Genomic DNA, 24,797 nt, shown 5'->3' with positions numbered 1-24,797 from the left:
ACTTTGTAAGGATGGTACCGCGCGTGAGTCGGAACACCCCGGCCGTGCGGGAAGGGGACGAACGATGGATCGCTCGACGCCGTCGGAACTGCTTGAGATCGCGGTCGAGGTGGCCCGGGACGCGGCCGCCACCGCGCACCGGATGCGGGTCGAGGGCGTGTCGGTCGCCGCCACCAAGAGCACCGTCACCGATGTGGTGACCGCCGCCGACCGGGCGGTCGAGCGACAGGTGATCGCCGCGCTGCGCCGGCTGCGGCCGGGCGACGCCGTCCTCGGCGAGGAGTACGGCGCGGGCGAGACCGGCCCGGTCGGCCCCGGCGGCGTCCGCTGGATCGTCGACCCGATCGACGGCACCGTGAACTACCTCTACGGGATCCCCCACTACGCCGTGTCGCTCGCCGCCGAGGTCGACGGCGAGGTGGTCGCCGGGGTGGTGCGCAACATCAGCACGGGCGAGGAGTGGACGGCCACGGCCGGCGGGGGCGCCTGGCGCGACGGCGAGCGGCTGCGCTGCTCCGTCGAGACCGACCTCGGCCAGGCGCTGGTCGCCACGGGCTTCGGCTACGACCCGGCGCGCCGGGCGCACCAGGCGCGGGTGATCGCCGAGCTGATCCCGCACATCCGGGACATCCGTCGCTTCGGCGCGGCTGCGGTGGATCTCTGTCTGGCGGCGGAGGGGCGGGTGGACGCCTACTACGAGAAGGGGCTCGCCGCCTGGGACCAGGCAGCCGGCGGCCTGGTGGCGAGCGAGGCCGGGCTGCTGGTCGCCGGGCTGGGCGGGCTGCCCGCCGGCCCGGACCTGGTGATCGCCGCGCCGGCGGCGCTGTTCAAGCCGCTGCACGACCGCCTCGCCGACCTGGACGCCTCGGGCGGTCCCTGACCGGCCGGTGCCGCGCCCCCGGCGGGACCGGGGGCGCGGCGCGCTCAGTCGTCCTCGCGCACCGGGCAGGAGCCGGCCGGGGCGACCGGCGCGCCGAGGTCGCCCAGGGACTGGTTGACCTCGGTCGTGGTGGCGAGCTGCTGGAAGCCGCTGCCGAGCACCACGTCGACGACGTCGTCGGTGCGCTTGGCGTCGTAGTCGTACTCGGCGTTGTCGAGGAAGTACGCCCGCAGCAGGTGCGCCGAGCCGACCCCCTTCGGGCCGTAGCGCAGGACGGCGATGTCGTCGATCTGCTTCTTCTCGTCGCCGGCCTTCTTCACCTGGAACTTCCGGTTGCGGAAGTCGTCGGCGACGGACGTGGCCAGGCCGATCCGGTCCGTGCCGTTGAGCACGTTGATCTTGACGTCCTTGGGTTCCCGCAGGGTCACGTCGGCCAGCGGCCAGCCCTCGGGGCAGCCTCCGGCGAGGCCGGCGCTGCTCTGGGTGTCGCGGACCAGCGCGACGACCACGAAGACGAGGGCCAGCACCGCCAGCAGGCCGACGACAACGAGTGCTCGCACTCGCGCAAAGCTCATCAGGGTGCTCCCCGGACAGTGGTGGGTGGTGGCGGCCGCCGGTGGACGGGCCGCCCCGCCGGCCGTCGAGTACGCCGCTGAGGTTAACGGTTGTCCGGCCGTCGCGTGGAAACAGCCGGACATGCCGGCGCGCCAACCGGGAACCAGGTAGTACTACCCCTATCTTCGTGTCGCCTGAGTCACATTGGGAACAACTTCGAGTGCGGGGGCGTACATCTCAGCCACGAGGGCGGTATACATGCCTCGCCCACAGGGGGGGTAGGGTTCCGCGCTCGCAGGGTGTTCCTTGGGGGACGCCTTCGCCCGTGCTGTCTTCGGGTCGGGTGACCGACACAAGTGGTGGCCGGCCAGCGGAACCGAAACAGCGTCGTCCGGCGTTACAACCGGAAGCGACAACATCGATATGGGAGAGTGAAACCGATGGCCACCGACTACGACGCCCCGCGTCGCGACGAGGTCGACCTCGGCGAGGACAGCCTGGAAGAGCTCAAGGCCCGACGCGTCGACTCACAATCGGGCGCCGTGGATGTCGACGAGGCCGAGGTGGCCGAGAGCTTCGAGCTGCCCGGCGCCGACCTGGCGGACGAGGAACTCACGGTCAAGGTGCTGCCGATGCAGCAGGACGAGTTCCGGTGCGCCCGCTGCTTCCTGGTGCACCACCGCAGCCAGTTGGCGGTCGAGCGCAACGGCGAACTCATCTGCCGCGAGTGCGTCTGACATCGTGCGTCCGCACCAGCGGCGGCTCCCTCGTCGGGGCCGCCGCTGTCCGAGTCGCCGTGCGATGGTCCCGTGGACCTGCTTGACTCGATGACGGTGACCCGTCACGTCGACGTCGGTCCATCTGGGGGAGGTCGGGCATGAGCGAGCGGAGCGAGTCCGGCGGCACGCCTGGCGCGGACCTGGGCCGGGCCGGCGGCCAGGGCGGCCCCGTCGCGCGGGGCGACCACGCCGCGCCCGCGTCCGTGCGGCGTGACCACGCCGACGCGCCCGGGCGTGACGCCACGGCACCGCACCACGGCGACGGTGACGGCAGGTCCCCGCGCGACCCTGACGGTGACGGCGTGCCCCCGCGCGACCGTGACGCCACGGCCCCGCGCGGGCGCGACGGTGACCGCAGGGCCCCACACGACCAGGACGGCGACTCCACGGCTTCCCGCGACCGTGACGACGATCCTGTGGTCACGCGCGGCGATCACGCCGCCGTCGTGGCCCCGCCCGGTGCCGACCGCGGCGCGGACGAACTGGGCGCCACGGTCGCGGCGCTGACCGCCGACGACGTGGAGCCGGCCCGCCGGCGCCAGTTGCTCGGTCGGCTCGTCGGGCAGGCGCGGGCGCGCGGGCTGACGGACCTGTTCAAGCCGAAGAGCGCGGTGCGCTGGATGGTCGACACGGTCGCCGAGATCGCCCCGCACGTGCCCGTACGCGACCTGGCCACCCTGCGCCGGCACTTCGACGGCCTGGACGGCGAGGCGCTGGCCGAGCGGCTGGTCCGCAACGCCGCCCGGACGACGGCCGGGATCGGCGCCGCCGGCGGGGGAGTGGCGGCGGTCGAGTGGACGGTCGCCCCGGCGCTGCTCTCCGCGCCGGTGCTGCTCGCCGCCGAGACGGTCGCCGTGGTGGCCGTCGAACTCAAGCTGATCGGCGAGCTGCACGAGGTCTACGGGATGCCGACGCCGACCGGCGGCACCCAGCGGGCGGTGGCGCTGATGCAGTCCTGGGCCGGGCAGCGGGGGATCAACCCGATGATGCCCGGTGTCGGGGTCGGCGCGGTGCTGGGCACCGCCGCGCGCAAGGAGCTGCGGGACACGCTGCTCAAGCGCTTCGGCCGCAACCTGACCACCCTCGGCCCGTTCCTGACCGGGGCGGCGGTGGCCAGCTACCTCAACCGCCGCGCCACCCGGATGATGGCCGACCAGCTCCGCAGCGACCTGCGCCGCCAGTCCAAGGCACTGCCCGGCACCCCGCCGGCCCTCCCGGGCGCCCGCTGAACCGCCGCGAGCGGAGCCGACAGCGTCGGGACGGGCTCAGGCGCGGGGCGACGCCGGGACGGACTCAGGGCGCGGGTGGCGCCAGGAGGGGCTCAGCGCGGGTGGTGCCGGGAAGATCAGGGCGCGGGCGGCGGTGGGACGGGCTCAGGGCGCGGGCGGCGCCGGGAAGACTCCGGACGCGCGGCGGCGCGGCTGTCTCAGGGGCGGGCGGCGTCGCGGGCGGCGAGGACCGCCTCGGCCAGCTCGACCGGGCGGCGGGTGCTGACCACCCAGAACGGGGTGGGGTCGGCCGGGTCGTCGAGGAGCACCTGTACGGCGCCGGGGATCCAGGGCCGCTGCACCACGAACGCCAGCGGATCGGCGCCGACCCCGAGCACCTCACGCCGGCCGGCGGCGTCCAGCGGGACGACGTCGGCGACGAAGCGGACCGGCAGCCGGGCGTCGTCCACCCGCAGTTCGTCGTCGCGTACGGAGATCCTGATCCGGCCCAGCCAGGCCAGGCCGGCGACGGTCGCCGGGAGCAGCACGGCGAACGGCAGCCAGGCGCGGACGCCGGGCGCGCCCATCCAGACCTCCACGGCCAGCAGCAGGGCCGTGGCCAGGCCACCCAGCCACAACCACCAGGGCAGACCGAGCCGCTCGGTGTGCTGCGGGGGCGTCGCGGCGGTCGACACCGGAGACGACGAGGATGCTGACAGGCTCACTCCTGCCAGGGTACGGCGCACGACGGCCGGCGGAACCGGCAGGATGGCAGGGTCACCCCAGCAAGACGGACGGAAGAGGGGAACCGTGACGGAAGTCGTACCCGTGCCCGTACGGCAGCTCGACCCCGAGTTGCCGCTGCCGGCGTACGCCCATCCCGGCGACGCCGGGGCAGACCTGGTGGCGGCGGCGGACGTCGAGCTGCCACCGGGCGGTCGCGCCCTGGTCCCGACCGGCGTGGCGATCGCGTTGCCCGAGGGGTACGTGGGCCTGGTCCACCCCCGTTCGGGGCTGGCGGCCAGACTCGGCGTGACGGTGCTCAACGCGCCCGGTACGGTCGACGCCGGCTACCGGGGTGAGATCCTCGTCAACCTGATCAATCATGATCGGGAGACACCGGCGAAGATCTCCCGCGGTGACCGGATCGCACAGCTCGTCGTGCAGCGGGTGGCGCGGGCGGAGTTCCTTCCGACGGCCGAGCTGCCCGCGTCCCGGCGCGGGAGCGGCGGGCACGGCTCCACCGGCGGCCACGCCGGCCTGGCGCCGCCGGCGGCGGGCGACGGGCAGGGCGGGGCCCCGGAGGCACGGTGGGCGCCGGACGTGCCCGACGCACGACGGGAAGAGCGCGACCGGGCAGGCGGCCGGACGGAAGAGGTGGCAGGGTGAGAACGAACAGCGGAAGGTTGGCGCAGTGATCTTCTCCCGGAAGCGGGACAGTGCCGGACGGCACGCCCGTGACGAGCAGACGACCGAGGTTCTCGACTCCCAGGAGGAGTCGGGCCCGGCCCGTGGGCCGTACGACATCTCCGAGGCGCCCGAGGGCGTGCAGCGGCTCGACCTGGGCAGCCTGCACATCCCGGCGGTGCGCGACGTCGAGGTGCGGGTGCAGGCCGACCCCGAGGGCGTGATCCAGCAGGTCGTGCTCGTGCACGGGGCGAACGCGCTCCAGCTCGGCGTCTTCGCCGCGCCGCGCTCCGAGGGCATCTGGGACGAGGTGCGCGAGGAGATCCGCAAGTCGCTGTTCAACGACGGCGCGGCGGCCCAGGAGGTCCAGGGCGAGTACGGCACCGAGCTGCACGCCCGGGTGCGTACGCCGGACGGCCTGACCGCCCTGCGATTCGTCGGCATCGACGGGCCACGCTGGATGGTCCGCGGCGTCTACCAGGGCGACGCGGCCAGCGACCCGGCCGCCGCCGGCCCGCTCGCCGAGTGCCTCGACGGCCTGGTGGTCGACCGGGGCCAGGAGGCCAAGCCGGTGCGTGAGCCGCTGCCGCTGCGGCTGCCCCGGGACGTGGCCGACCAGGCGGCGACCGAGGCCAACCCCGCTCCCGCGCCCCGCGAGGCCTGACCGTCCGGCACGACGCGCCGGGACCGGCCCCTTCGGCGTACGCTGGCGGGACGGTTCCGGCGCCGCCGGGGCCTGCCCGGGTGCCGGCGTGGCGTCGGCCAGCGTGGAGAGGGTGACACGGAGGTCATGTCGACCGACGAGGGCCGGGGTCTGCGCCGCATGCTGCGCCGGCTCACCGCGAGCGAGGCGGAGATCGAGGCGCAGGAGCTGCGCCGGGAGAGCGCCGAGCACGGCGGTGTCCCGGCCGGGCAGTGCACGCGGGGGCAGGTGGTCTCCGTGGCCGGCCGGCTGCGTACGGTGGTCTACACCCCCCGAACCAACCTGCCCACCCTGGAAGCGGATCTCTACGACGGCAGCGACGTGGTCACCCTGGTCTGGTTGGGCCGGCGGCACATCACCGGCATCGAGCCCGGTCGGCACCTGACCGCGCGCGGGCGGGTGGCCGTGCGCGACGACCGCAAGGTGATCTACAACCCGTACTACGAGCTGGAACCGCCGAAGTGACCCGGTGGCCGCGGCGGACGGAAGGCGTGCGATGACGACGGGACAGCACCGGGCGGCACAGCCGGCGAGTGACCCGCAGGACGAGGAGCAGCTGCCCACCCTCGCCGAGCAGATGGCCGACCAGCTCGGCGGCTGGCGGGGACTGGTCGAGTCCAGCATCCCGGTGGTCGTCTTCGTGCTGGCCAACATCATCGGCGAGCTGCGACCCGCCGTGATCGCCTCGGTGGCGGTGGCGCTCCTGATCGCCGGCCTCCGGCTGGCGCAGCGCCGACCGGTCCGGCACGCGGTCAACGGGCTCTTCGGCATCGCCGTCGGCGCCGCGATCGCCTGGCGCACCGGCGACGAACGGGACTTCTACCTCCCCGGCATCCTCTACGGCATCGGCTACGGGCTGGCCCTGCTCGTCTCGGCGGCGGTCCGGCAGCCCCTGGTGGGGTGGATCTGGTCGGTGCTGGTGGCCAAGGGCCGCTCGGAGTGGCGCGACGACCCGCGACTGGTGCGTACCTTCACCGGGCTCACCGTGCTCTGGGGCGTGGTGTGGCTGGCGAAGGTGGGCGTGCAGGCCGGGCTCTACCTCGCCCACCAGGACACGGCGCTCGGCGTGGCGCGGCTGGTGCTGGGCTACCCGCCGTACGTGCTGCTGCTGCTGATCACCGTCTGGACGGTCCGGCGGGTGACCCGGGAAGCGGAGCCCGAGGCGCTGCCCGGCGGCTGAGCCGGCCGTTCGCCCACCGGGCGCCGCGCCTCAGCGCTGCCCGCGGGTGCGCTCGACGCTGTCCGGTCCGAGCACCACCGCGCGTACGGCGTCCTCGACCTCCGCCGTGCACACGAAGATCAACTCGTCGCCGGCCTCGAGCGGGTCGTCGGGCGTGGGCACCAGCACGCGCTTGCCGCGCAGGATCGCCACCAGCGCCGAGTCGCGGGGCAGCGGGACGGCGCGCAACGGCTCCCCGACGTACGGGGCGGTCGGCGGCAGGGTGATCTCCACGAGGTTCGCCTCGCCCTGCCGGAAGGTCATCAGCCGCACCAGGTCGCCGACGGTGACCGCCTCCTCGACCAGGGCGGCCATCACCCGCGGCTTGCTGACCGCGACGTCGACGCCCCACTGCTCGGTGAAGAGCCACTCGTTCTCGGCCCGGTTGACCCGGGCCACCACCCGGGGCACCGCGAACTCGGTCTTGGCCAGCAGCGAGACCACCAGGTTGACCTTGTCGTCCCCGGTGGCGGCGACCACCACGTCGCAGCCGGCGATGTCGGCCTCCTCCAGGCTGGTCAGCTCGCAGGCGTCGGCCAGTACCCAGTCGGCGGCCGGCACCCGGTCGGGCCGCAGCATCCGGGGCTGGCGCTCGATGAGCATCACCTGGTGGCCGTTGTCGATCAGCTCCTGCGCGATCGAGCGGCCCACGTTGCCCGCGCCGGCGATGGCGATGCGCATGCTCACAGCCCTCCTTCGGGCGGCGTCGCCGCCACCGACGTGACCGTCGCCGCGATGTCGTCGGTGACCAGCATGAAGACCTGGTCGCCCTCCTGGACGACGCTGGAGCGGGTCGGCAGCGTGCCGATGCCGAAGCGGATCAGGTACGCCACCCGGGCCCCGGTCGCCTCCTCCAGGGCGCGTACCGGCCGGCCGACCCAGTCCTTGTGCACCGGCACCTCGATGATCGACACGGTGCTCGTCGCGTCCCGGAAGATCTCCACGTTCCCCTCCGGCACCAGGTGCCGCAGCATCCGCTCGGCGGTCCACCGGACGGTGGCCACCGTGGGGATGCCGAGCCGCTCGTAGACCTGGGCGCGGCGCTGGTCGTAGATGCGCGCCGCGACCCGGGACACGCCGAACGTCTCCCGGGCGAGCCGGGCCGAGATGATGTTGGAGTTGTCGCCGCTGGAGACGGCCGCGAAGGCGTCCGCCCGCTCGATGCCGGCCTGCCGGAGGACCTCCCCGTCGAAGCCGGCGCCGGTGACGGTGATCCCGGCGAAGTCGGGGCCGAGCCGGCGGAAGGCGTCGGCGTCGTGGTCGATGACGGCGACCGAGTGCCCCCGGGACTCCAGGCTGTGGGCGAGGGTCGAGCCGACCCGGCCGCAACCCATGATCACGACATGCACCGCGTCCCTCCTCAAGGTGCGCAACGCCCGGCCGGTGGGCCTGCCGTCTGCGAGCCTGCCACGTCGCGGGCGTGGGCGCGGACCGACGGTACTCCGCCGCTCCGCCGCCGCGCGATCGGCCACCCCACGGGGCGCAACCGGGTGGTCGTACGCTTGGCGGTTGTGGCCAGACCCACCTCGCTGCTGAAGCGGCTGCTCCTCGGTCGACCGTTCCGGTCCGACCGGCTCAAGCACACGCTTCTGCCCAAGCGCATCGCGCTGCCCGTCTTCGCGTCCGACGCCCTCTCCAGCGTCGCGTACGCGCCCGACGAGATCCTGCTGACCCTCTCCATCGCCGGCGCCTCGGCGTACCTCTTCTCGCCGTGGATCGCCCTGGCCGTCGTGGTGGTGATGCTCACCGTCGTCGCCAGCTACCGGCAGAACGTGCACGCCTACCCCTCGGGCGGCGGCGACTACGAGGTGGCCACGGTCAACCTCGGCCCCCGGGCGGGCGTCGCGGTGGCCAGCGCGCTGCTGGTCGACTACGTGCTCACGGTCGCGGTCTCGGTCTCCTCGGGGGTGGCCAACCTGGGCTCGGTGGTGCCGTTCGTGGCCACCCACAAGGTGCTGATCGCCGTCACCGCGGTGGTGCTGCTCACGGCGGTGAACCTGCGAGGGCTGCGCGAGTCCGGCACCGCGTTCGCGATCCCCACCTACGGCTTCATCATCGTGATGGTCGGGATGCTGCTGACCGGCCTCGTACGGGTCTTCGTGCTCGGCCACGACCTGCGGGCGCCCAGCGCCGGCCTGGAGATCCAGGCCGAGCACAGCGTCACCGGCTTCGCCCTGGTCTTCCTGCTGCTGCGCACGTTCTCCTCGGGCTGCGCGGCGCTGACCGGCGTGGAGGCGATCTCCAACGGGGTGCCGGCGTTCAAGGCGCCGAAGAGCCGCAACGCGGCCACCACGCTGCTGCTGCTCGGCACCATCTCGGTGGCCATGCTCGTCGGCATCATCTGGCTGTCCCGGCTCACCGGCCTGCAGTTCGTCGAGGACCCGAGGCTCCAGATCATCTCCGGCCCCGAGGGGTACGTGCAGAAGACCGTCACCACCCAGCTCGGGGAGACGGTCTTCGGCTCCGGCTCGGTGCTGCTCTTCGTGGTCGCCGGGGTCACCGCGCTGATCCTCTTCCTGGCCGCGAACACGGCGTTCAACGGCTTCCCGGTGCTCGGCTCGATCCTCGCCCAGGACCGCTACCTGCCCCGGCAGCTGCACACCCGCGGTGACCGGCTGGCCTTCTCCAACGGCATCGTCTTCCTGGCCGTCGCCGCGATCGTGCTGATCGTCGGCTTCCAGGCCGAGGTGACCCGGCTCATCCAGCTCTACATCGTCGGCGTGTTCGTCTCGTTCACGCTCTCCCAGGCCGGCATGATCCGGCACTGGAACCGGCACCTGAGGACGACGCGGGACCCGCAGGCGCGCCGGCAGATGCTGCGCTCCCGGGCGATCAACGCCTTCGGCATGGCGATGACCGGCGCGGTGCTGGTCATCGTGCTCGTCACCAAGTTCCTGCTCGGGGCGTGGATCGCCATCGCCGCGATGGCGATGATCTACATGCTCATGCTGGGCATCCGCCGGCACTACGACCGGGTCGCCGCGGAGCTGACCCCGCCGGACGAGGGCCGGGCCGTGCTGCCCGCCCGCAACCACGCCGTCGTGCTGGTCAGCAAGGTGCACAAGCCGACGCTGCGGGCGATCGCGTACGCCCGGGCGACCCGGCCGGACACGCTGACCGCGGTGACCGTGAACGTCGACGAGAAGGACACCCGGGAGTTGCAGACGGAGTGGGAGCGGCGGGACCTGCCCGTCCCGCTGACCGTGGTCGACTCGCCGTACCGGGAGATCACCCGGCCCATCCTCGACTTCGTGGCCGGCGTCCGCCGGGAGTCGCCGCGCGACGTGGTCACGGTCTTCATCCCGGAGTACGTGGTGGGGCGCTGGTGGGAGCACCTGCTGCACAACCAGAGCGCGCTGCGCCTGAAGGGGCGGCTGCTCTTCGAACCGGGGGTGATGGTGACCAGCGTGCCGTGGCAGCTCGCCTCGACGGCGGGCAAGGACCTGGACCGGCTGGACGCCACCCTCAGTCGGGGCCCGGCGCGCGGGCCCCGGGTGGCGCCGCGCGGCACCCTGCCGCCGAGCGTGCCGCCCGTCGTGTCCGCGCCGCCCGGAGAGAGCGGCCCGAGTGGTGGGGGTGAGCGGTGAACCCGCAGGAGTACGCACGGGGGCTGGAGGAGGCCGAACGCGTCGAGCTGACCGTCGGGGCGGTCGCGCCGGGCGGGCACTGCGTCGCCCGGGTGGACGGGCAGGTGGTCTTCGTCCGGCACGCGCTGCCCGGGGAGCGGGTGGTCGCCGAGGTGACCGAGGTGCACAGGGGCTTCGTCCGGGCCGACGCGGTGACCGTGATCGAGGCCTCCCCGGACCGGGTCGAGCAGCCCTGCCCGTACGCGAAGCCGGGCCGCTGCGGCGGGTGCGACCTGCAACACGTCGCCCCGGCAGCCCAGCTCGACTGGAAGGCGGCGGTCGTACGCGAGCAGCTCACCCGCCTCGGCGGGCTCACCGACGCCGAGTTGGACGCCCTCGGCGTCCGGGTCGAGCCGTTGCCCGGCGGCCCGCTCGGCTGGCGCTCCCGCGTCCGCTACGCCGTCGACGGGGCGGGCCGGGCCGGGCTGCTCAAGCACCGCTCGCACGAGGTGGTGCCGATCGACCGCTGCCTGATCGCCCACCCGGCGATCCGGGAGCTGCCCGTGCTGGCCCCGACCGGGGCGCGCTGGCCGGACGCGGACGCGGTCGAGACGGTCGCCTCCACCGGCGGGGACGTGACCGCCACCGCCGTCGCCGACGGGGTGTCCCGCACCCTCAGCGGCCCTGAGCGGGTCCGTGAGGTGGCCGCCGGCCGGGAGTGGACGCTGCCGGCGTCGTCGTTCTGGCAGGTCCACCCGGCCGCCGCCGACACCCTGGTCGAGGCCGTGCTGGGGCTGACCGACCCGCGCCCGGGCGAGCGGGCCTGGGACCTCTACGGCGGGGCGGGGCTGTTCGCCGCCGCGCTGGCCGGCCGGGTCGGCGAGGCGGGCCGCGTCACCCTGGTCGAGTCGGCGGCGCAGGGCGTCGCCGCCGCCCGGGAGAACCTGCGTGACCTGCCCCGGGTGGAGGTCGTGCCGGCCCGGGTGGAGACCGCGTTGGCCCGCCGCCGGATCACCGGGCCGGTCGACGTGGTGGTGCTCGACCCGCCGCGCTCCGGCGCGGGCGCCCGGGTGGTGCGCGACATCGTGGCCGCCGGTCCCCGCGCGGTGGCGTACGTGGCCTGCGACCCGGCTGCCTTCGCCCGCGATGTGCACACCTTCGCCGGGCTGGGCTGGCGGCTGGCCGAGCTGCGCGGCTTCGACCTGTTCCCGATGACCCAGCACGTCGAGCTGGTCGGCCTGCTCCTGCCGCCGGGGCGAGCCCACCGCTAGCCTGACGCGATGAAGATCGTCGGGTTGATGTCGGGAACCTCGTACGACGGGGTGGACGTGGCCGCCGCCGAGTTCACCCTCGACGGGGACACGTTGCGGCTACGACCGCTGGGGCACCGGGGCGTCGACTACGACGACGAGCTGCGCGCCGAGATCGGCGCGCTGCTGCCGCCCGCGAGCACCACCGTCGAGGCGGTCTGCCGCCTGGACAACCGCCTCGGGGAGGTCTTCGCCGAGGCGGCGGCCCTCGGCGTCGAGCTGGCCGGCGGCGCGGCCGACGCGGTGGTCTCGCCCGGGCAGACGGTCTTCCACTGGGTGGACGGCGGGCGCGCCCGGGGCACCCTGCAACTGGGCGCGGTGGCCCGGGTGGCGGCGCGGGTGGGCGTACCCGTGCTGAGCGACCTGCGCTCGGCGGACGTCGCGGCCGGCGGGCAGGGCGCGCCCCTGGTCCCGGCGTTCGACGCGCTGCTGCTCGACCCGGCCGACGGCGCGGCCCCGCGCGCCGCGCTCAACCTGGGCGGCATCGCCAACCTCACGGTCGTCGCGCCCGGGGCGCCGGTGCTCGGGTACGACGTGGGTCCCGCCAACGCGCTGCTCGACGCGGCGGCCCGTCGCCTCCTGGGCCGGCCCTGCGACCTCGACGGCGCCCGCGCGGCGGCCGGTCGGGTGCACCCCGGCCTGCTCGCCGCGCTGCTCGCCGAGCCGTACTACGCGGCCCCGCCACCCAAGTCGACCGGCAAGGAGCTGTTCCACGCCGGCTACCTGGACGACCGGCTGGCCGCGCTCGGCGAGGCGGTGCCGGCCGACGACGTGCTCGCCACCCTGACCGAGCTGACCGCCCGGGTGGTGGCCGGCGAGTGCGACCGGCACGGCGTGACCGAGGTGGTCGCGGCCGGCGGCGGGGTGCGCAACCGGACGCTGACGGACCGGCTGGCCGCCCTCGGCGCGGGGCGCTGGCGGCTGCGCACCACCGACGAGCTGGGGGTGCCCGCGCAGGCCAAGGAGGCGTACGCGTTCGCGCTGCTGGGCTGGCTCTCCTGGCACGGGCTGCCGGGCGCGCTGCCCTCGGTGACGGGCGCCACCCGGGCCGCCGTGCTGGGCTCCTGGACCCCGTCCGGGCCGGCGCACCGGGGTGCCCCGACCGTCGCGGCGCCCCGGCGGCTGCGGATCGCGGCCTGATCTCCCAGGGGGCCGGTTCGCCGGCGACCGGGCCGGCCGCGGATCCGGGGACTGACCAGGCGATCAGGGCCCCGGGCCGGCCGGCGGGCATCCGGGCCAGGCTGCGGAGTACCGGACGGCCGATAGACTCTTGCGTCATGAGCGTTGAAGAGGACACGGTCCACCACACCGGGCTGCTGGCCACCGTACGGGGTCCGCAGGACGTCAAGCGGATGTCCGCCGAGGAGCTGGACGTCCTCGCCGCGGAGATCCGTGACTTCCTGATCGCCAAGGTCTCGCGTACCGGCGGGCACGTCGGCCCCAACCTGGGCGTGGTCGAGCTGACCCTGGCCATGCACCGGGTCTTCGACTCCCCGCGCGACCGGCTCCTGTTCGACACCGGCCACCAGGCGTACGTGCACAAGATCCTCACCGGCCGGCAGACCGGCTTCGACAAGCTGCGTCAGCGCGGCGGCATCTCCGGCTACCCGAGCCAGGCCGAGAGCGAGCACGACCTCATCGAGAACTCGCACGCCTCCACCGCCCTGTCCTACGCCGACGGCCTGGCCAAGGCATACGCGCTGCGGGGCGAGCAGCGCAGCGTGGTCGCCGTGGTGGGTGACGGCGCGCTCACCGGCGGGATGTGCTGGGAGGCGCTGAACAACATCGCCGCCGCCCGCAACCCGTTGGTGATCGTGGTCAACGACAACGGCCGCTCCTACGCGCCGACCATCGGCGGCCTCGCCGACCACCTCTCCACGCTGCGGCTCAACCCCGGCTACGAGAAGGTGCTCGACACCGTCAAGGAGGCGCTCGGCTCGACGCCGCTGGTCGGCAAGCCGATGTACGAGGTGCTGCACGCGGTCAAGCGGGGCATCAAGGACGCGGTCGCCCCGCAGGCGATGTTCGAGGACCTCGGCATCAAGTACGTCGGCCCGGTCGACGGGCACGACGTGACGGCGGTCGAGTCGGCGCTGCGGGCGGCGAAGAACTTCGGCGGCCCGGTGATCGTGCACGCCGTCACCCGCAAGGGCTACGGCTACCGCCCGGCCGAGGAGGACGAGGCCGACTGCTTCCACGGTCCCGGCGCCTTCGACGTCGAGACCGGCAAGCTGGTCGCCGCCCCGTCGGTGAAGTGGACCGGTGTCTTCGCCGACGAACTGGTCGCCATCGCCGACGAGCGGCCCGACGTGGTGGGCATCACCGCCGCGATGGCCGAGCCCACCGGCATCGCCAAGCTGGCCCGCAAGCACCCGAAGCGGGTCTACGACGTGGGCATCGCCGAGCAGCACGCGGCCACCTCGGCCGCCGGCCTCGCCCTCGGCGGGCTGCACCCCGTGGTGGCGGTCTACGCGACCTTCCTCAACCGCGCCTTCGACCAGGTCCTGCTGGACGTGGCGATGCACAAGCTGCCGGTGACCTTCGTGCTGGACCGGGCCGGGATCACCGGCCCCGACGGGCCCAGCCACTACGGCATGTGGGACATGTCGGTCTTCGGGGTCGTGCCGGGCCTGCGGATCGCCGCGCCCCGCGACGCCGCCACCCTGCGCGAGGAACTGCGCGAGGCGGTGGCCGTCGACGACGGCCCCACCATCGTCCGCTTCCCGACCGGCACCGTCGCCGCCGACCTGCCGGCCGTGCGCCGGGTCGGCACCGTCGACGTGCTGGCCGAGTCGGCGCGCAAGGACGTGCTGCTGGTCGCGGTCGGCTCCTTCGGCCACCTCGGCATGGAGGTGGCGACCCGGGTCGCCGGGCAGGGCTACGGGGTCACCGTGGTCGACCCGCGCTGGGTCCGCCCGGTCCCGGCCGAGCTGGTCGAGTTGGCCGCCGGCCACCGGCTCGTGGTCACCGTCGAGGACGGGGTCCGGGTCGGTGGCGTCGGTGACGCCCTCGCCCAGGCGATGCGGGACGCCGACGTCCGGGTGCCGCTGAAGGACCTGGGCGTGCCGGCCGACTGGCACCCGCACGGCACCCGCGCGCAGATCCTCGCCGACCTGGGCCTGACCGCGCAGGACGTGGCCCGCGACGTCACCGGCTGGATCTCCCGGCTCGACGTCGAGCCGGTCGAGCCGGTCGTCACCGCCGACGACGCGACCGCGCAGAACTGAGCCCCTGACCGCCGACGGCGGGTGCCCCGGGAGACCGGGACACCCGCCGTCGGCGTCCGGCCCCCCGGATCAGCGGTCGCCGACGGAGCGGTAGTGCGTCTTCTCCGCCTCGGCGAGGCTGAACGTCGCCGAGCGGGTCGGCATCGGCACCACGACCAGCCCCGGCCGGTCCACCAGCCGGAGCGTGTCCGGCGGCGTCGACAGCGAACTGTCGGCGGTCGGCCGCCAGCTCAGCACGGCCAGCGGCTGCCCCGGCACCGGCAGCCTGTACGTCTGCAACGGGTCGGACCGGTCGGCGGGGGAGAGCACCGGCGGGCCCCCGTCGGCGGGGCGGTAGACCACGGCGGACATCATGCCGTCGGCCGTCTCCCAGGTCAGCTGTTCCAGTTCCGCCGGCTCGCCACCGCCCAGGGCGACCTCGCCGAGGGTGCGTACGGTCAGCTTGGTCATCGGCCAGGACGCCGGCACCGAGCGCGGCGCCTCCCGGTCGCCGATGCGCCGGGGGATGCTGCCGAAGGGACCCTCCTCCCCGGCGAGCACGCAGGTGTCCAGGCCCGTGAGGGCCCGCTTGCCGGAGCCGCTCTCGTCGCGTACGAGGGGGTAGCGGGGGTCGGCGGTGCCGGTGCCGAGATCCAGCAGCCGGTCGGCGGCCCGGCCCCGGGGCAGTGCCCGGGTGGCCTTGAGCGTGGCGGTCACCGGCACCGCCCGGCAGGCTGGCACGTTCACCGGCTCGGTGAGGCCCTCGGTGTGCCGCAGCGCGCGACCGTCCGGCCCGAGCAGCCGCTGCACCCGGTCGGAGGTGAGGTAGCGCCGTCCGTCGGCGGTGTGCACGGGGAGCACGTCGGAGTAGACGAGGTAGCCGGGGTCGGTGTACTCGACGGCGCGGGTGACGGCGTACCGGCCGCCCTCGGCGGTGACCTGGAGCAGCCAGGACGCGCTCTGGCCGGGCACGTCGGCCGCGACCAGCGCCAGGGGCGCGCCGCCGACCTCGCCGGACCAGAGGATCCCGGAGGTGGGCAGGTGCACCCGGTCGTCGGCCGGCGACCGCCAGTCGCGTACCGCCCCGGTCACGGCCGACCGGACGGCGGCGTCGCCCGCGAGCGTGCCCCGTGGCGGCCAGACCGTGAGGTCGCCGTCCAGGCTGTCGTAGCCGACCCGTAGGTCGGTCGGCTGCCGCTGCGCCACCGGACCGCAGGCGGTCACGGTGAGTAGCAGACTCAGCAGTGCGGTGGCCGTGATGCCGCGCCAGCGGACTGGAGCCACCTGTACGCCCCCTCGATCGCCTCAGCCGTCGTTCAAACGGAAAGCGCCATAGTACGAGATGTCGGATCACCGGGACGCGCCACCTCGCCCACCGTCCGTGCGCAGGTCGCGGGCCCCGGCCGACACCGGCCACACAGGACACTGCCGTGGTTTCAGGGTGAATGTCCCGCTCGGGTAGACTCCGCCGACTGTGACGCCTGCCGAGACCCGCGCCGAATCCAGGTCGGAATCCGACGCCGCCGCGGCCCCCGCGTCCGAACCCGTGGCACCGTCCGTGGGCGGCGCCGGCGACCGTACGCCGGACGGGGCCGCCCCCGCCGACGAGGCCGGCGCTCCCGGCGTGGCTGTGGACACCGGAGCGACCGACGCCGACTCCTCGCCCGGCGTGGCCGTCGACACCGGAGCGACCGACGCCGCGACCTCCTCCGGAGCGGACGGCGGGGCTGAGGGAGGGGCGGAGCGCGCCCGGCCGCGGCGGTGGGCCCGGCGGCGGCAGGACCTCACGGTCTTCGGCCTGTTCCTGCTGGCCGCGGTGTGGGTGACCAGCCAGATCTGGGTGGACCCGGCCGGCCGGGTGGCGTCGCTCTACAGCAGCGACCCGGCCCAGGTGCAGTTCTTCCTCGCCCACTCGGTACGCGTGGTGCTGCACGGCGAGTTCCCGTTCTTCACCGAGCAGTTCAACTACCCCGACGGGGTCAACCTGATGGCCAACACGGCCATCCTCGCGCTGGGCATCCCGATGGTGCCGGTGACGCTGCTCTTCGGGCCGGCCGTGACCTTCGTGTTGCTGGTCACGCTCGCGCTCGCCGGCACCGCCTCCGCCTGGTACTTCGTGCTCTCCCGGCATGTCGTGCGCAGCCCGTTGGCGGCCGCCGTCGGCGGCTGGTTCTGCGGGTTCTCGCCGGCGATGCTCTCGCACGCCAGCTGGCACCCCAACATCATCTCCCAGTTCCTGCTGCCGTTCATCGTCTGGCGGGTGCTGGTCATCACCCGCTCCCGCCGGCCGTGGCGCGACGGCGCTCTGCTCGCCCTGATGGTCACCGCCCAGGCGTTCATCAACGAGGAGATCCTGCTCTTCACGGCGCTCGCCTGCGGCGTGTTCCTGCTCGCCGTGCTCGCCCAGCGGCCGGCGCTCTGGGCAACGGCCTGGCGGCCGTTGGCCAAGGCCCTCGCGATCTGCACCGTGCTCGCCGGGGCGCTGCTCGCGTACCCGCTCTACATCCAGTTCGCCGGGCCCATGGCGTACCACGGTCTGAGCGACGCGGTCCGCGACTACGGCAACGACATCGCGGCCTTCTTCGCGCCCGGCTCGCCGACGATCGGCGGCGACCAGCGCGCCAACGTCAACCTCGCCCCGAACTACTCCGAGGAGAACGCCTTCTTCGGCTGGAGCCTCGCCCTCATCGCCGTCGGCATCGCGGTGTGGCTGCGGCGGGAGCTGATCGTCCGGGCGCTCGCCGTGACCGGGGCGTTCTTCGCCGTGCTCTCCCTCGGCGAGCGGGTGTCCTGGTGGGACCGTGAGCTGATCACCGGCCCCTGGGAGTGGCTGGTCCGGTTGCCGCTGCTCGACGCGGTGGTGCCCACCCGGTTCGGCCTGATCACCAGTGTGGTGGTGGGCATCCTGCTGGCCTTCGCCGTCGAGCGGTCCCGGGCGCTGCCGCTGGAGCGGCGGACGCTGCGTACGCTCACCCTGGCCGGGCTCGTCCTCGCGCTGCTGCCGATCGCGCCGATGCCGTTGCAGATGACCTCGCGTCCCCCGGTGCCGGACTTCATCACGGCCGACCGGTGGCGTGGCTACGTCGGGCCGGACCAGACCCTGGTGCCGATCCCGGTGCCCGCCATGGGGCACACCCACGGGATGCGCTGGGCCGCCTCCACCAACCTCGACTTCAAGATCCCCGGCGGCTACTTCCTGGCGCCGCGCAACGGCAACACCGGCGACCCCGGCCGCTTCGGTGGCCGGCCCAGCGGCATCGGGAAGCTGCTGGAGGAGGTCGCCTCGACCGGCCGCATTCCGAAGCTGGACGACCGGCAGCGCCGCCGCTGCATGGACGAGCTGCGGCACTGGCGGGCGGCCATCCTGGTGCTGCCGGTCACCCAGCACCACTCCGAGCAGTTGCGGCGCACCGTCGAGCAGCTGGTCGGCCCCGGCCGCCGGGAGCTGGACGTCTGGGTGTGGGACGTCCGGACGCTCACGGACCAGCCGGCCTGATGGCCGCCCCGGCGGCGGCCGGCACCGTCGACACGGCACCCGCGCGGCGGCCCCGCCGGCTGCCGTCCCGCGCCCCGGACGCGCTGGTCGTCGCCGGCTACCTCGCCCTGGCGGTGCTGCTGACCCTCGGCCAGTGGGGCCGTCCGGGGCGGCTGTTCCACCAGGCCGGGGACCAGATCCTCTTCGAGTGGATGCTGGCCCGCGCGGCCCGGGCCGTGACGGGCCTGGAGAACCCGCTGTACAGCGGGGAGCTGAACGTCCCCGACGGGGTGAACCTGATGGCCAACACCTCGGTGCTGGGCCTGGGCGTGCCGCTGACGCCGGTCACCCTGCTGTTCGGCTCGCAGGTCGCCTTCCTGGTGGCCGTCGTCTGCTGCCTCGCCGGCACCGCGACCGCCTGGTACGCGCTGCTGCGCCGCCGACTCGTCGACTCCCGCGCGGCGGCGGCCGTCGGCGGGCTGTTCTGCGGCTTCGCCCCCGGCATGGTCGCGCAGGCCGGGGCACACCTGCACATGGCGGCGCAGTTCCTGGTGCCGGTGATCCTGGCGCTGGTGTTCCACCCCGACCCGCGCCGGGTGTGGCGGCACGGGACGCTGCTCGGGCTGCTGGTGGCGTACCAGGTCTTCCTCGGCGAGGAGGTGCTGGTCTTCCTGGTGCTCGCCGCCGGGAAGTTCGCGCTGGCGTACGCGGCGGCCGACCGGGCGACCGCGCGTCGGCGGGCACCCGCGCTGCTGGGCCGGCTGGCCGTCGGCGTGGCGGTCTCGTTGCCGCTGCTGGCGTACCCGCTGTGGTTCCAGTTCTTAGGCCCGGGCCACTACCGGGGTATGCCCTTCCACGCGTACGGCTACCAGCTCGACGCCGCGTCGTTCACCGCCTCGGCGCGGCAGACGGTGCTCGGCGACGACCACCTGCCCGGCCTGCTCGCCCCGAACCCCACCGAGGAGAACTCCTTCTTCGGCCCCGGGCTGCTGGTGCTCGCCGTGGTGATCGTGATCTGGCTGTGGCGTCGGCCGCTGGTGCGCGCGCTGGCCGCCTGCGGGCTGTTCTTCGCGCTGCTCTCGCTGGGCGGGCAGGTCCGTCTGGACGGCACACCCACGGGCATCCCCGGGCCGTACCGGCTGATCGCCGAGCTGCCGCTGCTCGACCACGCGGTGCCGGCGCGCTTCCCGCTGGTCTGCGTCCCGGTGCTGGGCATCCTGCTCGCCCTCTCCCTGGACCGGCTGCGCCCCGAGGTCGGGGCCGATCGGCTGCGCCCCGAGATGGGGGCCGTTCGGCTGCACCCCGGGGTCGGGACCGAGGCCCGGGTGGGTGCCGTGCCGGTCCGGCTGCTCTGGGGCGGGGCGGTGGCCGCCGCGCTGCTGCCGCTGATCCCCACCCCGATCCGGACCGTGCCGGCCTGGCCCGTGCCGGCGTTCGTGGCCGAGGGCGGCTGGCGGGCCCACGTCCCGCCGGGCCGGACCCTGGTGCCGGTGCCGCCGGTGACCGGCGCGGGGGTCAGCCCGGCGATGCTCTGGTCGGCCCGCACCGGGCTGGCCTTCCCGACGCCGGGCGGCTACTTCATCGGCCCCCGGGCCGCCGACGATCCGGCCGCCCGGTGGGGAGCCCCGGACCGCCCCACCGCCGAGCTGCTGCGCCGGGTGGCGCAGACGGGCGAGGTGCCGGTGGTCACCGACGAGCACCGCCGGCAGGCGGTCGAGGACCTGCGCCACTGGCGTGCCGCCCTGGTGGTGCAGGGCGGCCTGCACCACGGCGACCCGGTGCGCCGTACGGTCGACGCGCTGCTCGGCCCCGGCCGCGAGGTGGCCGGCGCCCACGTCTGGGACGTCCGGCCCCTGGTGGGCTGACGCCCGACCTACCAGCGCGACCGCTCGACGGGTGACGGCTCAGCCGACGAGCGGCCGGACGTCCCAGAGCCACACGTCGTCGACGCGCTGGGGCGGGCCGATCAGCGCGGTCATCAGCTCGCGCAGGACCGCCTCGCGCGGATGCGCGCCGAGGACGACCACCGACGCCCGCCAGAAGCGCAGGTCCTCGACCGCCTGGCGGCGGTTCTCCTCGGTGAGCGCGGGGACCGCCTCCTTGTCCATCGTGGAGTAGATGAGGGTGCTGGTCGGCCGGTTCGGTGCGCCGAAGACGCCCTCGCCCCGCTCGTTCGGCCCGATGAAGTAGCCACCGGGGATCGGGAACTCGTGCTGCGTCAACGCGCTCCAGCGCAGCGTGGGCAGGCCGTGCACGTTGCTCGGGATCGGCACCGGCACCAGGGTCCGGCCGTCCGGCACGTACGGGCGCCAGCCGCCCGCGGTGATGAAGTGCGGCGGCGGGTCGACGGGCTGCGCCGGCAGCGGGCGCGGGAACAGCGGCAGCACGGCGAGCGCGACGGCCGCGTACCCGACGGGCCGCAGCCAGCGGCGACGCGGCCCGGCGGCGGTGCTGGTGCCGTCGCCGGCGCGGGGGGCCGGCACCGGCGGACGACCGTTGCCGGCGACCGCGTCCCAGGCCAGGGCGAGCAGCACGCCGAGCGCCGCCGCCACCACCAGGGCCAGCCGGGTCGGCATCATCATCTCGACCAGCGGCAGGTCGTCGGAGATGTAGGCCCACGGGCCGTCCGTCTCCGTCTCCACCCCGTTGAGCCGCACCTTCGGGCCGATCGAGGCCACCGTGAAGACCACCACCAGCACCGCGAGGATCCGGGCGGTGAGCGAGCGGCGGACCAGCAGCACCAGCGCTACCACCGACAGCAGCACCAGCGGCCAGCCGAACCAGGTGTTCTGCTCGGTCAGCCCGATGGTCTTCTCCACCGCCTCGTCGCCGGCCACGGTGTCCCGGGCGAAGGTGACGAAGGCGGCCAGGTCCTCGCCCCAACTGTGGAACACCCCGCCCTGCAAGCCCCGGTAGGACTGCGGGCCGTTGAACTGGAACCAGATCGGGTAGGCGGTCAGCAGCAGCGCCAACCCGCCGCCCACGCCGAGCGCGGCGGCGAAGCTGCCGGCCACCGCCCGCGTCCGCGCCGGCCGCATGATCGCGTACGCGACCACGACGACCAGGCAGGCCAGCGCGGTGAGCAGCAGCATCTCCTCGTTGATGAAGATCTGGTACGCCACCAGCAGGCCCAGCACGATGCCGTTGCGCCGCCAGCGGCCGGGCTCGCCGAGCCGCAACACCCGCACCACGATCAGGGGCAGCAGGAAGTTCGACACGAAGTTGGGCTGGCCGTTGGCGTGGTGCACGATGCCCGGCGCGAAACCGAGGAACGCGCCGCCGACGAAGGCCGCCGCGCGGGAGCGCACCAGGTGCCGCGACAGCATCCAGTACGACGTGCCGGCGGTCGCGGCGAGCGCCCCGCCCAGGTAGAGCGCGTACATGACCTGCGGGCCGAGCAGCATGGTCAGCGGAGCCAGCGGCAGCGTCACCCCGAGCAGCGAGGTGTTCGCCATCATGTTCACCCCGTCGGGGGCGTTCTGCCGCTCGGTGAACAGCGGGTTCTCCAGGTGCCGCACCGAGTACGCGCCGTGCGAGAAGAGCCACTCGAACCAACTGTGGTCGGTGGGCAGGTGCGACGACACCCGGTTCTGCACGTCCACCCAGTAGTTCAGGCACACGAAAACGCCGAGCAGGACATAGGCTCCGATGGCCAGTACGTCGGCGCGGGACGGCCTGCGCCGGGCCCGGCGCGTCGGCTCGGCCGCGACGGGCTCGGAGACGGAGTTCAGCGAGGGGTCTACCACCGGCACAGCCACGACGCGCCATCGTACAGGCGCGCCAACGTCGCTTTTGCCCAGCCGGTGCCCCCGCGGCCGATTTGCCGGTGCGCCGGAGGCCACGGTGTGACGGGGAGGACGGCACGTGACGGTCATCGACCTCGGCGAACGGCGGGACGTCGCAGGCCCCGCCGAGCCCGGTCCGGGCCGGCTCCTGCGCCGCTGGGCACCGGCCCTGGTCGCCCTGCTCTGCCTGGTGGCGCCGGCCGCCGCCGCGCCCTGGCCCGCGCAGCCGCCGGGCGCCGCGATCCCGGTCGAATCGGACGCGAACGTCCTGTTCGCCGACGAGGCGCTCCTGGTGACCGCCTCGGACCCCGACGCGGTGCCCGACGAGGCGGTGCGGCGCCTGGTCGCGTACCGGCTGCCCTCCGGCCGTCCGATGTGGCGGGTGACGATGCCCGCGCCGGGGCGGGTGTTCCAGGCCGTTCGGGTCGGTGACCTGCTGGTGGTCAGCTCGACCGGGGACCGGACGGTGCCGCCGACGGCGATCGGGCTCGCCGTCGGCGACGGCGGGGTGCGCTGGCGGGCCGAGGGACAGTTGCGCGGCGCCACCGGGGCCGGGCACCTGCTGCTGTCGGCCTTCGACACCTCGGGCGCGTCCGTGCTGCGTTCGGTGGACCCGGCGGGCGGCGCCGTCCGGTGGTCGCAGCCGCTGGCCTTCGAGGACACGCACCTGTACCGGCGCGACCAGCGGGTGCGCCTGCTGGCGGTGCTCGATGGCGGGCGACTGGAGGTGCGCGACCCCGACACGGGCGCGGTGCGCGTCGCGGCGACCGTGTCCGGCCGGTCCCGGGTGCTGACGGTCACACGGGAGCTGGTGCTGCTCACCGACGCGAGCGGCACCCTCAGCGGCTACGAGATCGCCGCCCTGCGCCGGCGGTGGAGCGTGCCCCGTGGCCCGGCCGACCAGCCCGACATCTACGACTGCGGCGTCCTGATCTGTGTCGACGACGGCTCGCCCACCGTCCGACTGCTCGATCCCGCCACCGGCACCGTGCGGTGGCAGACCGGGATGGCGGCGCTGTGGCCGGTCCCCGTCGAGGGCAGGCTGCTGGCCGTCCGGCGCTCGGGGGGCGGTGCCGCGGACCACGTGCTGCTCGACGCGGCGACCGGGCGGTCGGTACGGCAACTGGGGCGCTGGCAGCCGTTCGCCGGGGGGCTGCTGGAGGACCCCCGGATCACCGTGCACCGCAGGCAGCGCGACGGACGGTACCTGGTCGGCCGGATCGACGAGCGCGGGGAGGGCGTCCGGGTGCTGGCGGTGCTGCGGGGCGTGGTGGGGGCGTGCGGCACGTTCGGGTCGTCGGTCGTCTGCCGGCACGAGGACGGCGGGCTCGGCGTGTGGGTGCTGCCCGGCGACCGCGACCGGAAGGGGCGGGCGTGACGCTGATCGACCTCGGCGAGATACGCGACGAGCCGGGCCGGGAGGCGTCCCCGGCCCGCCCGCCCCGCGCCGTCGGCAGGCCGCTGCGAGTCGTACTGGCGCTCGCGTTCCTCGTGGCCACCGTGGCGGCGAGCGCGCCGGTGCCGGCCCGGGTCGCGTTCGTCGTGCCGGCCCGCCTCGGGGCGGAGGCGTTCCTGCACGGTGACCGGCTCTACGTCGTCGAGCCGGCCGAGGGGGCGTCCGACGGCACCGTCGAGGTGCGCGCGTACGCGCTGCCCGAGCGGGCGCCGGCCGACGACGCCCCGCCCGTTCCGGCCTGGCGCTCCCGGGTCGTGACGGCGAACCGGTTCATGCAGGTCCAGACCGGGCCGGGGGTGGTCCTGTTCTCGATCATCGGGAACCAGGACGGCGTGCAGACGGTCGCCCTCGACGCCGGGACGGGCCGCGAACGCTGGCGGCAGCCCGGCCACCCCTGGTTCGACCCGACGGGGATCCTGCTGTTGCAGACCGGCGGGGAGGAGGGCGGCGTCGTACGGTCGGTGGATCCGGCCTCCGGCCGGGCGCTCTGGTCGGTGCCGACGCCGGGCCGGGCCGCGACGTACGCCCTCCGCGACGGGCGGGTGGACCGGATCGTGCTGTTCCCCGCCGAGGGGCGGGTCGAGCTGCGCGACCCCCGCACCGGCGTCATCGTGCACGCGGTGGACCTGCCCTCGGGCGACGTGCCCGGGCTCGTGCACACGATGGTGGCGCACGACCTGCTGCTGGTCGTCCGGCCGCCCACGGGCCTGGTGACCGCCTACGGGTTGGACGGGCTGCGGCGGCGCTGGGAGACCCGCCTGCCGCAGGTGGAGTACGTCAACCCGTGCGGCGAACTGTTGTGTGCGCCCCGAGGGAACACGTTCAGTGCCCTTGACCCGGCCACCGGGGCGCTGCGGTGGAGCGGGGAGCGGTGGGTGGGGGTGTTCCTGGCGCGGGGCGGACGGCTCCTGGCGCTGTCGTCCGGGGGCGTCGGTGACCGGTGGGGCGTGCTCGACGCGGCGACCGGCCGGGAGGTGGCCGACCTCGGCATCTGGCAGTTGATGCCCTTCTACGTCGACGAGCGGCTGCTCGCCGTGCGGCCGGCCGTCGCCGGTGGCGGGCTGGTGGTGGGCGAGCTGGACGTCGCCGCGGGACGGGCCCGGGTGCTGGACGTGCTCCGCGGTGCCTCCGGGGACTGCCGCAGCCACGGGAACGCGGTGGCGTGCCGGCTGCTTACCGGCGGGTTCGGCGTCTGGCGCTACCCCCGCTGAGCCGCCCTGGCGGGGGCGGGGCAGGCGCGTCCGGGAC

At 74.6% G+C, this 24,797-nt stretch carries 21 protein-coding genes; 15 read left to right on the top strand and 6 right to left on the bottom strand.

Translation table 11 applies throughout. The features are described 5' to 3' along the window. Positions 1-64 precede the first annotated feature (64 nt). Positions 65-880 carry an inositol monophosphatase family protein gene (locus tag ACGFIG_RS17795; protein ID WP_393004090.1) on the top strand — a complete coding sequence of 272 codons (816 nt, stop codon included), beginning with the start codon at positions 65-67 and terminating at the stop codon, positions 878-880. A 44-nt stretch (positions 881-924) separates the two neighbouring features. Here the strand turns inward: ACGFIG_RS17795 and ACGFIG_RS17790 are convergent, their stop codons facing one another. Beyond that, complete coding sequence (locus ACGFIG_RS17790) at positions 925-1,440, bottom strand: LytR C-terminal domain-containing protein (protein ID WP_393004705.1); 516 nt, start codon at positions 1,438-1,440, stop codon at positions 925-927. A gap of 435 nt (positions 1,441-1,875) precedes the next feature. Between ACGFIG_RS17790 and ACGFIG_RS17785 the strand changes: the two genes are divergently transcribed. Together ACGFIG_RS17785 and ACGFIG_RS17780 are read left to right on the top strand one after the other, a co-directional pair. Beyond that, positions 1,876-2,172: a DUF4193 domain-containing protein gene (locus ACGFIG_RS17785; protein ID WP_007075406.1), complete on the top strand. Its 297-nt coding sequence runs from the start codon at positions 1,876-1,878 to the stop codon at positions 2,170-2,172. 488 nt (positions 2,173-2,660) lie between these two features. After that, positions 2,661-3,443 (top strand): hypothetical protein, encoded by a 783-nt coding sequence (locus ACGFIG_RS17780; RefSeq protein WP_393004703.1) that lies wholly within the window; start codon positions 2,661-2,663, stop codon positions 3,441-3,443. Positions 3,444-3,640: 197 nt separating this feature from the next. On the opposite strand, the gene ACGFIG_RS17775 is transcribed toward ACGFIG_RS17780, so the two are convergent. Then, positions 3,641-4,141: a DUF3093 domain-containing protein gene (locus ACGFIG_RS17775; RefSeq protein ID WP_393004701.1), complete on the bottom strand. Its 501-nt coding sequence runs from the start codon at positions 4,139-4,141 to the stop codon at positions 3,641-3,643. Between the two features lie 49 nt (positions 4,142-4,190). Between ACGFIG_RS17775 and dut the strand changes: the two genes are divergently transcribed. The 4 genes from dut to ACGFIG_RS17755 all read left to right on the top strand — a co-directional run bounded on the left by dut (position 4,191) and on the right by ACGFIG_RS17755 (position 6,712). Beyond that, complete coding sequence (gene dut, locus ACGFIG_RS17770; RefSeq protein WP_393004088.1) at positions 4,191-4,811, top strand: dUTP diphosphatase; 621 nt, start codon at positions 4,191-4,193, stop codon at positions 4,809-4,811. Between the two features lie 25 nt (positions 4,812-4,836). Further along, the gene (locus ACGFIG_RS17765) at positions 4,837-5,493 is read left to right on the top strand and encodes a DUF3710 domain-containing protein (protein WP_393004086.1); all 657 of its coding nucleotides are present in this window, start codon (positions 4,837-4,839) and stop codon (positions 5,491-5,493) included. A gap of 126 nt (positions 5,494-5,619) precedes the next feature. Continuing rightward, positions 5,620-5,997 (top strand): OB-fold nucleic acid binding domain-containing protein, encoded by a 378-nt coding sequence (locus ACGFIG_RS17760; protein WP_393004084.1) that lies wholly within the window; start codon positions 5,620-5,622, stop codon positions 5,995-5,997. 31 nt (positions 5,998-6,028) lie between these two features. Continuing rightward, positions 6,029-6,712 carry a DUF3159 domain-containing protein gene (locus tag ACGFIG_RS17755; protein WP_393004082.1) on the top strand — a complete coding sequence of 228 codons (684 nt, stop codon included), beginning with the start codon at positions 6,029-6,031 and terminating at the stop codon, positions 6,710-6,712. Positions 6,713-6,742: 30 nt separating this feature from the next. Here the strand turns inward: ACGFIG_RS17755 and ACGFIG_RS17750 are convergent, their stop codons facing one another. Continuing rightward, the gene (locus ACGFIG_RS17750) at positions 6,743-7,432 is read right to left on the bottom strand and encodes a potassium channel family protein (RefSeq protein ID WP_393004699.1); all 690 of its coding nucleotides are present in this window, start codon (positions 7,430-7,432) and stop codon (positions 6,743-6,745) included. A gap of 2 nt (positions 7,433-7,434) precedes the next feature. Continuing rightward, positions 7,435-8,100: a potassium channel family protein gene (locus ACGFIG_RS17745; RefSeq protein WP_393004080.1), complete on the bottom strand. Its 666-nt coding sequence runs from the start codon at positions 8,098-8,100 to the stop codon at positions 7,435-7,437. A gap of 162 nt (positions 8,101-8,262) precedes the next feature. Between ACGFIG_RS17745 and ACGFIG_RS17740 the strand changes: the two genes are divergently transcribed. The 4 genes from ACGFIG_RS17740 (at position 8,263) to dxs (ending at position 14,854) form a co-directional block, all read left to right on the top strand. Continuing rightward, the gene (locus ACGFIG_RS17740; protein ID WP_393004078.1) at positions 8,263-10,338 is read left to right on the top strand and encodes an APC family permease; all 2,076 of its coding nucleotides are present in this window, start codon (positions 8,263-8,265) and stop codon (positions 10,336-10,338) included. Next, positions 10,335-11,588: a class I SAM-dependent RNA methyltransferase gene (locus ACGFIG_RS17735; protein ID WP_393004076.1), complete on the top strand. Its 1,254-nt coding sequence runs from the start codon at positions 10,335-10,337 to the stop codon at positions 11,586-11,588. Before ACGFIG_RS17740 ends, ACGFIG_RS17735 begins: the two co-directional genes overlap by 4 nt. A 9-nt stretch (positions 11,589-11,597) precedes the next feature. Beyond that, positions 11,598-12,767, top strand: coding sequence for an anhydro-N-acetylmuramic acid kinase (locus ACGFIG_RS17730; RefSeq protein WP_393004074.1), 1,170 nt, complete (start codon positions 11,598-11,600; stop codon positions 12,765-12,767). A 137-nt stretch (positions 12,768-12,904) separates the two neighbouring features. After that, positions 12,905-14,854: a 1-deoxy-D-xylulose-5-phosphate synthase gene (dxs, locus tag ACGFIG_RS17725; protein ID WP_393004072.1), complete on the top strand. Its 1,950-nt coding sequence runs from the start codon at positions 12,905-12,907 to the stop codon at positions 14,852-14,854. 69 nt (positions 14,855-14,923) lie between these two features. Here the strand turns inward: dxs and ACGFIG_RS17720 are convergent, their stop codons facing one another. Then, complete coding sequence (locus ACGFIG_RS17720) at positions 14,924-16,117, bottom strand: hypothetical protein (RefSeq protein WP_393004070.1); 1,194 nt, start codon at positions 16,115-16,117, stop codon at positions 14,924-14,926. A gap of 340 nt (positions 16,118-16,457) precedes the next feature. Between ACGFIG_RS17720 and ACGFIG_RS17715 the strand changes: the two genes are divergently transcribed. Both ACGFIG_RS17715 and ACGFIG_RS17710 read left to right on the top strand, forming a co-directional pair. Next, positions 16,458-18,329 carry a hypothetical protein gene (locus tag ACGFIG_RS17715; protein ID WP_393004697.1) on the top strand — a complete coding sequence of 624 codons (1,872 nt, stop codon included), beginning with the start codon at positions 16,458-16,460 and terminating at the stop codon, positions 18,327-18,329. Continuing rightward, entirely contained in the window at positions 18,329-20,173 is a 1,845-nt protein-coding gene (locus ACGFIG_RS17710; RefSeq protein WP_393004068.1) for a hypothetical protein, read from the top strand. Before ACGFIG_RS17715 ends, ACGFIG_RS17710 begins: the two co-directional genes overlap by 1 nt. Before the next feature lie 39 nt (positions 20,174-20,212). Here the strand turns inward: ACGFIG_RS17710 and ACGFIG_RS17705 are convergent, their stop codons facing one another. Continuing rightward, the gene (locus ACGFIG_RS17705; protein ID WP_393004066.1) at positions 20,213-22,066 is read right to left on the bottom strand and encodes a hypothetical protein; all 1,854 of its coding nucleotides are present in this window, start codon (positions 22,064-22,066) and stop codon (positions 20,213-20,215) included. A gap of 106 nt (positions 22,067-22,172) precedes the next feature. Between ACGFIG_RS17705 and ACGFIG_RS17700 the strand changes: the two genes are divergently transcribed. Further along, entirely contained in the window at positions 22,173-23,471 is a 1,299-nt protein-coding gene (locus ACGFIG_RS17700) for a PQQ-binding-like beta-propeller repeat protein (protein WP_393004064.1), read from the top strand. Then, positions 23,468-24,760, top strand: coding sequence for a PQQ-binding-like beta-propeller repeat protein (locus tag ACGFIG_RS17695; protein WP_393004062.1), 1,293 nt, complete (start codon positions 23,468-23,470; stop codon positions 24,758-24,760). Before ACGFIG_RS17700 ends, ACGFIG_RS17695 begins: the two co-directional genes overlap by 4 nt. The last annotated feature ends 37 nt before the right edge of the window (positions 24,761-24,797 follow it).

This window comes from Micromonospora sp. NPDC049048, from assembly GCF_043197615.1.
GTDB lineage: Bacteria > Actinomycetota > Actinomycetes > Mycobacteriales > Micromonosporaceae > Micromonospora.
This window is presented reverse-complemented; position numbering and strand designations above follow the sequence as displayed.

Excerpts from the sequence above, each read along its gene's own strand:
- ACGFIG_RS17730 (WP_393004074.1), top strand. The coding sequence starts at position 11,598 with ATGAAGATCGTCGGGTTGATGTCGGGAACCTCGTACGACGGGGTGGAC.
- ACGFIG_RS17785 (WP_007075406.1), top strand. The coding sequence starts at position 1,876 with ATGGCCACCGACTACGACGCCCCGCGTCGCGACGAGGTCGACCTCGGC.
- dxs (WP_393004072.1), top strand. The coding sequence starts at position 12,905 with ATGAGCGTTGAAGAGGACACGGTCCACCACACCGGGCTGCTGGCCACC.
- ACGFIG_RS17795 (WP_393004090.1), top strand. The coding sequence starts at position 65 with ATGGATCGCTCGACGCCGTCGGAACTGCTTGAGATCGCGGTCGAGGTG.
- ACGFIG_RS17710 (WP_393004068.1), top strand. The coding sequence starts at position 18,329 with ATGGCCGCCCCGGCGGCGGCCGGCACCGTCGACACGGCACCCGCGCGG.
- ACGFIG_RS17760 (WP_393004084.1), top strand. The coding sequence starts at position 5,620 with ATGTCGACCGACGAGGGCCGGGGTCTGCGCCGCATGCTGCGCCGGCTC.
- dut (WP_393004088.1), top strand. The coding sequence starts at position 4,191 with ATGGCAGGGTCACCCCAGCAAGACGGACGGAAGAGGGGAACCGTGACG.
- ACGFIG_RS17755 (WP_393004082.1), top strand. The coding sequence starts at position 6,029 with ATGACGACGGGACAGCACCGGGCGGCACAGCCGGCGAGTGACCCGCAG.
- ACGFIG_RS17750 (WP_393004699.1), bottom strand. The coding sequence starts at position 7,432 with ATGCGCATCGCCATCGCCGGCGCGGGCAACGTGGGCCGCTCGATCGCG.